Source organism: Desulfovibrio piger, from assembly GCF_900116045.1.
Taxonomy (GTDB): Bacteria; Desulfobacterota; Desulfovibrionia; order Desulfovibrionales; family Desulfovibrionaceae; genus Desulfovibrio; species Desulfovibrio piger_A.
Genome location: NZ_LT630450.1, coordinates 922,103 through 930,000, shown reverse-complemented (window position 1 = coordinate 930,000; position 7,898 = coordinate 922,103). Strand labels below are relative to the sequence as shown.

The 7,898-nt window shown below is 60.7% G+C and carries 7 protein-coding genes and 2 rRNA genes (1 of these 9 cut by a window edge); 7 read left to right on the top strand and 2 right to left on the bottom strand.

What is annotated here, in order from left to right:
• The 7 genes from DESPIGER_RS04455 to DESPIGER_RS04425 form a co-directional block, all read left to right on the top strand.
• A 23S ribosomal RNA gene (locus DESPIGER_RS04455) occupies nt 1–2,177 on the top strand; it begins 756 nt to the left of the window's first position.
• 43 nt (nt 2,178–2,220) lie between these two features.
• Nucleotides 2,221–2,335: ribosomal RNA gene (rrf, locus tag DESPIGER_RS04450) — 5S ribosomal RNA — on the top strand.
• A gap of 711 nt (nt 2,336–3,046) precedes the next feature.
• The gene (locus tag DESPIGER_RS04445; protein ID WP_072333590.1) at nt 3,047–3,817 is read left to right on the top strand and encodes a DUF4198 domain-containing protein; all 771 of its coding nucleotides are present in this window, start codon (nt 3,047–3,049) and stop codon (nt 3,815–3,817) included.
• Between the two features lie 56 nt (nt 3,818–3,873).
• Entirely contained in the window at nt 3,874–4,512 is a 639-nt protein-coding gene (cbiM, locus tag DESPIGER_RS04440) for a cobalt transporter CbiM (protein WP_072333587.1), read from the top strand.
• On the top strand, nt 4,509–5,165 hold the full coding sequence (locus DESPIGER_RS04435; protein WP_072333584.1) for a hypothetical protein: 657 nt from the start codon (nt 4,509–4,511) through the stop codon (nt 5,163–5,165). Before cbiM ends, DESPIGER_RS04435 begins: the two co-directional genes overlap by 4 nt.
• 9 nt (nt 5,166–5,174) lie before the next feature.
• Nucleotides 5,175–5,945, top strand: a complete 771-nt coding sequence (gene cbiQ / locus DESPIGER_RS04430; protein ID WP_072333581.1) for a cobalt ECF transporter T component CbiQ — start codon at nt 5,175–5,177, stop codon at nt 5,943–5,945.
• Nucleotides 5,930–6,691, top strand: coding sequence for an energy-coupling factor ABC transporter ATP-binding protein (locus DESPIGER_RS04425; protein ID WP_072333578.1), 762 nt, complete (start codon nt 5,930–5,932; stop codon nt 6,689–6,691). The genes cbiQ and DESPIGER_RS04425 overlap by 16 nt, the downstream gene beginning before the upstream one ends.
• 246 nt (nt 6,692–6,937) lie before the next feature.
• Here the strand turns inward: DESPIGER_RS04425 and DESPIGER_RS04420 are convergent, their stop codons facing one another.
• Nucleotides 6,938–7,231 carry a transcriptional regulator gene (locus DESPIGER_RS04420; protein WP_072333576.1) on the bottom strand — a complete coding sequence of 98 codons (294 nt, stop codon included), beginning with the start codon at nt 7,229–7,231 and terminating at the stop codon, nt 6,938–6,940.
• 79 nt (nt 7,232–7,310) lie between these two features.
• Nucleotides 7,311–7,892, bottom strand: coding sequence for a 2-amino-4-hydroxy-6-hydroxymethyldihydropteridine diphosphokinase (gene folK, locus DESPIGER_RS04415; protein WP_083575295.1), 582 nt, complete (start codon nt 7,890–7,892; stop codon nt 7,311–7,313).
• Nucleotides 7,893–7,898: the final 6 nt, after the last annotated feature.

The following is a 7,898-nucleotide window of genomic DNA, read 5'->3' as shown; positions in this document are numbered from 1 at the left end:
AAACCTTGTGGAGGACCGAACCAATACCGGCTGAAAACGGTTTGGATGACTTGTGGATAGGGGTGAAAGGCCAATCAAACCCGGTGATAGCTGGTTCTCCCCGAAATATATTGAGGTATAGCCTCATGGATTGTCTGCCGGAGGTAAAGCACTGACAGGGCTAGGGGTCCTACCAGATTACCAAACCCTATCAAACTCAGAATGCCGGTCAGATGTACCATGGGAGTCAGACGGCGGGTGCTAAGGTCCGTCGTCGAGAGGGTAAGAGCCCAGATCAACAGCTAAGGTCTCCAAATCCATGCTCAGTGGTTAAGGTGGTGACGTTGTAGAGACACCCAGGACGTTGGCTTAGAAGCAGCCATCGTTTAAAGAAAGCGTAATAGCTCACTGGTCTAATGACGTTGCGCCGAAAATGTAACGGGGCTAAGCATGGTACCGAAGCTTTGAATTCCGCGTAAGCGGTCTGGTAGGGGAGCGTTCTTCACGGGCAGAAGGTGTGTCGCAAGGCATGCTGGACTGTGGAGAAGTGATTATGCTGACATGAGTAACGATAAAACGGGTGAAAAACCCGTTCGCCGTAAACCCAAGGTTTTCCGGGTAAAGGTAATCTTCCCGGAGTTAGTCGGCCCCTAAGGCGAGGCTGAAAGGCGTAGCTGATGGGAAACGTGTTAATATTCACGTACTTGTGTGTTCGCGCGATGAAGGGACGCAGGAAGATAGGCAAGCCGGGCGCTGGTTGTCCCGGTGCAAGCGTGTAGGGATGAGGAGCTGGCAAATCCGCTTCTCTCTATCCTGAGACGCGAGTCCGTGCCCGCAAGGGCTGAAGTTGTCGAGTCTATGCTGCCTAGAAAAGCTTCTAAGTATAGGACACGCAAACCGTACCGGAAACCAACTCAGGTGGGTGGGATGAATAATCCAAGGCGCTCGAGAGAACTCTGGCCAAGGAACTCGGCAAAATAACCCCGTACCTTCGGAAGAAGGGGTGCTTTTTAGGGTGAAGCGATTCACTCTGCCGAGCCCTGAAAAGCCGCAGAGAAATGGTGGTGGCGACTGTTTACTAAAAACATAGGTCTGTGCCAAGTCGTATAGACGACGTATACGGACTGACGCCTGCCCGGTGCTGGAAGGTTAAAAGGAGGAGTCAGCGCAAGCGAAGCTCCGAATTGAAGCCCCAGTAAACGGCGGCCGTAACTATAACGGTCCTAAGGTAGCGAAATTCCTTGTCGGGTAAGTTCCGACCTGCACGAATGGCGTAACGATCTCCACACTGTCTCGGCCAGAGACTCGGTGAAATTGAAGTCGCGGTGAAAATGCCGTGTACCCGCAGAAAGACGGAAAGACCCTGTGCACCTTTACTATAGCTTGACATTGGGATTTGAGCCTGCATGTGTAGCATAGGTGGGAGGCTGTGAACTCTGTACGCCAGTATGGAGGGAGCCATCGTTGAAATACCACCCTTGTTTGTTCAGGTCCCTAACTCCTTGCCGTTATCCGGTAGGAGGACAGTGTCTGGTGGGTAGTTTGACTGGGGCGGTCGCCTCCCAAAATGTAACGGAGGCATGCAAAGGTTCCCTCAGGCTGATTGGAAACCAGCCGTCGAGTGCAAACGCAGAAGGGAGCTTGACTGCAAGAGAGACATCTCGAGCAGGTACGAAAGTAGGTGTTAGTGATCCGGTGATCCCGAATGGAAGGGTCATCGCTCATTGGATAAAAGGTACGCCGGGGATAACAGGCTGATCGCATCCAAGAGTTCACATCGACGATGCGGTTTGGCACCTCGATGTCGGCTCATCACATCCTGGGGCTGAAGCAGGTCCCAAGGGTACGGCTGTTCGCCGTTTAAAGTGGTACGCGAGCTGGGTTTAAAACGTCGTGAGACAGTTTGGTCCCTATCTTCTGTGGGCGTAGGAGAATTGAAAGGGCCTGTCCCTAGTACGAGAGGACCGGGATGGACACACCACTGGTGGACCTGTTGTCGTGCCAACGGCACAGCAGGGTAGCTATGTGTGGAAGGGATAACCGCTGAAAGCATCTAAGCGGGAAGCCTGCCTTAAGATAAGTTCTCCCTGACGCAAGTCCTGAAGGGCCGAGGTAGACGACCTCGTCGATAGGCTGGAGGTGGAAGCCCTGTGAGGGGTGGAGCTGACCAGTACTAATAGCCCGTGCGTCTTGTTTCTCGAAAAAACCTTCCATCCCTGTTTCAATATTTTGACAAATTTCTTTGGTAGCCATAGAGGAGAGGGTACACCCGACCCCATTCCGAACTCGGAAGTTAAGCTCTCCATCGCCGATGATACTGCATAACGTCATGTGGGAAAGTAGGCCGCTGCCAAAGATTGTTCGAGACCCCCTTGCCGCTTTCAGCGCGAGGGGGTCTTTTTTGTATGGCGCGCCTCCGCGCCGCGCTCGCCTGCCCGATCCCCCAGCGGCCGGACTTCCCTTCCGCAATTTTGCCGGTGGGGTCCCTGGTTGTCCCCGGTACAGGCCGGGGAGCTTTGGCTGTGGGGGAAAGATGTAAGGCAAGCACGGCGGGCAGAGGAGAGCGGATGCCCGTCTGGGGGGATGCACACCGTTTTGCGGGGGAAAAGCGCGGCTTTCCCGCTTCTGTCCTGATGGCTGGTGAGCGGAAACAGGAGGGCTGGGGTGCCGGGTGGCACCGGCACGGGGCGACCGCTCTCCCTGCCCCCCATCCTCGATACCGTCGTTGCTCCAGGGGGCGGATGGCGCAGCGGCGGGCAGGCAGACGTTGCGGCGCCTCCAGGGCTGATCCGCAGCTTCCTGCGCCACAGTGCAAGACTGCGGCATGGCGGGCACGGCCTGCGGCAGCCCCGTCGGTACACCTTCGCCTTTTGCAACGGTGGCTGCGGATCAGCCCGGCACCGGGGAAACAGTTTGAGCGGATGGACCTCGTGTCGCAAAAACTGCGCGGTCGCATGGCTGACTTTTGGAGTTGCTATTTTTTTGAAAATCGTGTTACTCGTGGACACCTGGACAACAGCAGACCGGGGATCCTCCCCCAGTACACGAACTCCAAGGAGAAAGCAGCATGTGGAAGACAGCGTGCACGGCATTTGCCCTGCTCATCTGCCTCACTGGTCAGGCTGAGGCCCATTTTGGCATGATCATCCCGTCCACCTCGACGGTGATGGAAAAAAAGGACGCATCCCTGACGCTGGATGTTTCGTTCTCGCATCCCATGGAGATGCAGGGCATGGACATGCAGCGTCCCAAGGCCCTGACCGTCACGGTGGACGGCAAGACGGAAGATCTTGCATCCTCGCTCAAGCCGGTTTCCATCATCGGGCATCAGGCCTGGCGGGCGGGGTATAGCATCAAGCGGCCCGGCGTGTACCAGTTCGCCATGGAGCCTGCCCCTTATTTTGAGCCTGCGGAAGACTGCTTCATCATCCACTATACCAAGACCGTGGTGGCGGCCTTCGGCGAGGAAGAAGGATGGGATGTCCCTCTGGGGCTGAAAACGGAGATCGTTCCTCTGACCCGTCCTTTTGCCAATTACAGCGGCAATGTCTTCCAGGGGCGCGTGCTGCTGGACGGCAAGCCCGTGCCCGGTGCCGTGGTGGAAGTGGAATACTACAATCGTGATGCCGCGTATGCGGTCCCCAATGCCTATTTCACGACCCAGGTGATCAAGGCTGACGAGGAGGGCGTCTTCACGTACAGTGTCCCCTGGGCGGGCTGGTGGGGCTTTGCCGCCCTGAACACGGCCGAGGAAAAAATGGATCACCAGGGCTCGCCCAAAGACGTGGAGCTGGGTGCGGTGATCTGGATGGATTTTACGGCGCCGCTGAAAAAGTAGGCGCAAACTGATGTCAGCACGGCAGCGGGTCTGTCCGCTGCCGTGAAGGAAAAACGATGCACATCGCGGAAGGTGTTCTTTCTCCGGCTGTCCTGGGGGGCGGCGCTGTCCTGGCCCTGGCGGGGACGGCACAGGGCCTGCGCAGGCTGGAGTATGACCGTCTGGTGGCCGTGGGGATCCTGTCGGCTGCTTTTTTCGTGGCTTCGCTCATCCATGTGCCGGTGGGCCTGGCCAGTGCCCATCTGGTGCTCAACGGACTCGTGGGTGTCCTGCTGGGCTGGGCGGCCTTTCCGTCCATCCTCGTGGCCCTGCTGCTCCAGGCCCTGCTGTTCCAGTTTGGCGGCATCACGGTGCTGGGGGTCAATACCTTTACCATGGGCTTTGCCGCTGTGGCTTCCTGGTATGTCTTCCGGGCCGTCTGCCGTCTGTGCCCCGGCATGGGAGGCGTGCGCGCGGGCGCCTTTATGGGCGGAGCCCTGGGGGTGGCCCTGGCCGCCGTGCTGACGGCGCTGGCGCTGGCATTTACGGATGAGGGCTTTTGGCTGGCGGCACAGCTTTTGCTGCTGGCGCACCTGCCGGTCATGCTGGCAGAGGGGCTGATCACCATGTTCACGGTCTCCTTCATCATGCGTGTGCGCCCGGAGCTGCTGGGCATGGCCCCGGTGCAGCCGGATAACGGACAGGAGGATGCATGAGCGCTCTTACAAGGATCTGTGCGGGGGGCCTGTGCCTGATGCTGCTCCTCGTGTTTGCCGGGGCCGCGCAGGCGCACCGGGTCAATATCTTCGCCTGGCTGGAAGGGGAGACCGTGCGGGTGGAATGCTCTTTCCGCCGGGATTCGCCGGTACGGCAGGGGACGGTCATCGTCTTTGACGCGCAGACCGGCACGGAACTGCTGCAGGGCAGGACGGACGGGCAAGGGGCGTTCGCCTTCCCGGTCCCCGCGGTCGTTCGCCAGGGGCACGGATTGCGTATCCGCATCCTGGCCGGGGAAGGGCATCAGAACGAGTGGCAGATGGATACTGCTGAATTTTCCAGTCTGCTGCCTGCTGCCGGGACGGGGACGACGGTGCCGGTGGCGGAAGACGGGACGGGGGCCCCTTCAGCCGGACCGGCCGCGGATGGCGGGAGCGGAGCGGCTGCTCCGGCCGGCGTGACGGCGACCCTGAGCCGCAAGGATGTGGAAGCGATCGTCGATGCGGCGCTGGACCGGCATCTGGCCCCTGTGCGGCGTGCCATTGCCGCCGGCAGCGAAGCGGAGCCCGGCCTGCGGGACATCGTGGGAGGTCTGGGCTGGATCATGGGCCTGGTGGGCATCGGACTGTACTTTTCCCGGCGCCGGCCCTAGCATGATCCGATGTTTGACCAGCCTTTTGTCCGGGATTCCTTCATCCGGCAGATCGATCCGCGCATGCGCGTGCTGCTGGCCGTGCTGCTGGCCGTGGCCCTGGCCCTGCTGCGGCAGGTGACGGCCTGCTGCCTGGGCCTGGGGCTGGGCTGCGTCCTGCTGGGCCTGGCGCGGGCTCCCCTGCGGCCCCTGTGGCGGCGCCTGGCGGCAGTGAACATGTTCATCCTGTTCCTGTGGCTGGTCACGCCCTGGACGACGCCCGGGACAGTGGTCTGGCAGTGGCATTTCATCCAGGTCAGCAGGGAAGGCCTGTACCTTTCCCTGCTGGTGACACTCAAGTCCAATGCCATTGCCTGTGTTTTCCTGTCCCTGGTGGCCACCTTGCCCGCCGCGACGCTGGGCCATGCCCTGGAGCGTCTGGGCTGTCCCGACAAACTCGTCTTCCTGTTCCTGTTCACCGGCCGCTATATCCATCTGCTGGCCGCGGAATGGGAGGATCTGGTGACGGCGGCCCGCCTGCGCGGGTTCCGGCCGCGTACGGACCTGCATACCTACCGGACATTGGCCTCCCTGCTGGGGCTGCTGCTGGTGCGCAGCCATGAGCGTGCCCAGCGTACGCATGAAGCCATGCGCCTGCGCGGTTTTTCGGGACGTTTTCATTCGCTGGACAGCTTTTGTCTGCGTCCGGTGGATATCTGTTTTGCGCTGGCCACGGCATCCTGTCTGGCCTGCATCCTGTGGACAGAAGCAGGAGGGAGCATCCTGTGGGCCGGTCGGTAAACGCTGAGGAAAGTATTTTCAGTCTGGAAAAGGTGGATGTGACCTATTCGGGCACGCGCGGGCAGCGTCGTGTCCTGCATGATGTCTCATTCACGCTGGCCGCCGGCCAGCGGGCGGGTCTTTACGGGCCCAACGGCAGCGGCAAAACGACCCTGTTCCGCTGCATCACCGGGCTGGTGCGTCCCGGCAAGGGGCTGGTACGCTTCCACGGAAAGGCCCTGCATGATGAAAAGGATTTCCATGCCCTGCGCTGCAAGGTGGGCTTTGTGCTTCAGCATGCCGAGGATCAGCTCTTTTTCCCCACGGTCCTGGAGGATGTGGCCTTCGGGCCGCTCAATCTGGGCCTTTCGGCGGCGGAAGCCGCGGAACAGGCCCGGGCCACACTGCGGCGTCTGGGCCTGGCCGGTTTCGAGCAGCGCCTCACGCACCATCTGTCGGGCGGGGAAAGGAGACTGGTGGCGCTGGCCACGGTACTGGCCATGGAACCGGAGGCCCTGTTGCTGGACGAGCCCACCAATGATCTGGACCAGGAGGCCCGGCAGCGGCTCATCGACATTTTGTGCGACCTGCCCACGGCCCGGATGGTCATTTCCCATGACTGGGATTTTCTTTCCCGTGTCTGCGGGGAGTACTGGACGATCCGGGAAGGACACCTGCTGAGCTGCGCGCCAGACGTCCGGCATAGCCATGAGCATGTCCATCCGCTGGGCGGGGAGCCGCACTGGCATCTCCCCATCACGGATTGAAGGGGAACTGCCCGGGGCCCGGTCACGGGGCTCCGGGCAGTCCATATCTGGGGACCTGCCGCCGCATGGACGACAGGGAAGGGAGCGTCGGAAACGACGATTTTATGATCGCCGGGAGGCATCGTGCAGGGAAGAGGAACGGGCGTCCCTCCCCGGGGGCTTTCCCGCGGGCGTGGGGCCCCGCTGTCCGTCCAACGAAAAAGCCCGTGCGTTGACGGGCTTTGCGATGGGGATGAACAATGCCGCTCAGTCGCGGGGCGGGAGTTCGCGTCCACCTTTCTGGAGACGCTCCAGGAATTTGTCACGGCATTCGTAGCTGCAGAACCGGTAGACCTGGTCGCCGTCGCGCACGGAGATGTTGCCGTCCACAGAGACATAGGTGCCGCATTCCGGGTCCTTGACCATTTCGCCGGCAGCGACCTTGCGCTCGACCTCAGCGGCCTGGTCTTCGGCGTTTTCCTTTTTCTTTTTCAGAAAATCATTGGCAAACAGTCGGTACAGGACGTAAACGGCCAGACCCAGCACAAGCCATTTCCACATATGGTCGCTCTCCTTCTCCTGCGCGGGGCAGGGTCTCATGCTTTATCGCAACCCAGGATAGCATAAGAGTTTTTGCGCGTCACTGAAAAATTCTCCGCCCTTCCTGTCGATACTTGAGCCCGGCCAGCCATTGCGCCGGGGTACGGCCGTGGATGCGGCAGGCGGCGCCCACATCACACAGGGGGATGAGGACGAAGGCCCGCTGGCACATGCGCGGATGGGGGACGATGCTTTCCGGCGCATCACAGTGCCTGTCCCCGAAGAGCAGCAGATCCATGTCGATGCAGCGCGGTCCGAAGCGCAGGGCCGGGTCGCTGCTGCGCTGTCTGCCCAGCAGTTTTTCCTCCGCCAGCAATGCCTGGACGAAGCTCTGCGGGGTCCAGTCGGCCTCCAGCTCCATGCGGACGACCTGATTGTGGAACCAGGGCTGATCCGCATAGTCCTGCGGTTCGGTCAGGTAGACGCCGGAAAGCGCGTCCACACGTGCACGGGGCAGGACACGCAGCCGCTCCACGGCCAGGAAGAGCATATGCGCGGCATCGGGCGTATTGGAGCCCAGACAGACAAAAACGGTGATGGTCGGTGCGGTCATGGCCTCCTTGTAGACATTTGCCCGGATGCTGTCAAAAATCTTGCCCAATCCGGCCAAGGCAGCTAGCATGATGAC

Excerpts from the sequence above, each read along its gene's own strand:
- DESPIGER_RS04445 (WP_072333590.1), top strand. The coding sequence starts at position 3,047 with ATGTGGAAGACAGCGTGCACGGCATTTGCCCTGCTCATCTGCCTCACT.
- cbiM (WP_072333587.1), top strand. The coding sequence starts at position 3,874 with ATGCACATCGCGGAAGGTGTTCTTTCTCCGGCTGTCCTGGGGGGCGGC.
- DESPIGER_RS04435 (WP_072333584.1), top strand. The coding sequence starts at position 4,509 with ATGAGCGCTCTTACAAGGATCTGTGCGGGGGGCCTGTGCCTGATGCTG.
- cbiQ (WP_072333581.1), top strand. The coding sequence starts at position 5,175 with ATGTTTGACCAGCCTTTTGTCCGGGATTCCTTCATCCGGCAGATCGAT.
- DESPIGER_RS04420 (WP_072333576.1), bottom strand. The coding sequence starts at position 7,231 with ATGTGGAAATGGCTTGTGCTGGGTCTGGCCGTTTACGTCCTGTACCGA.
- folK (WP_083575295.1), bottom strand. The coding sequence starts at position 7,892 with ATGCTAGCTGCCTTGGCCGGATTGGGCAAGATTTTTGACAGCATCCGG.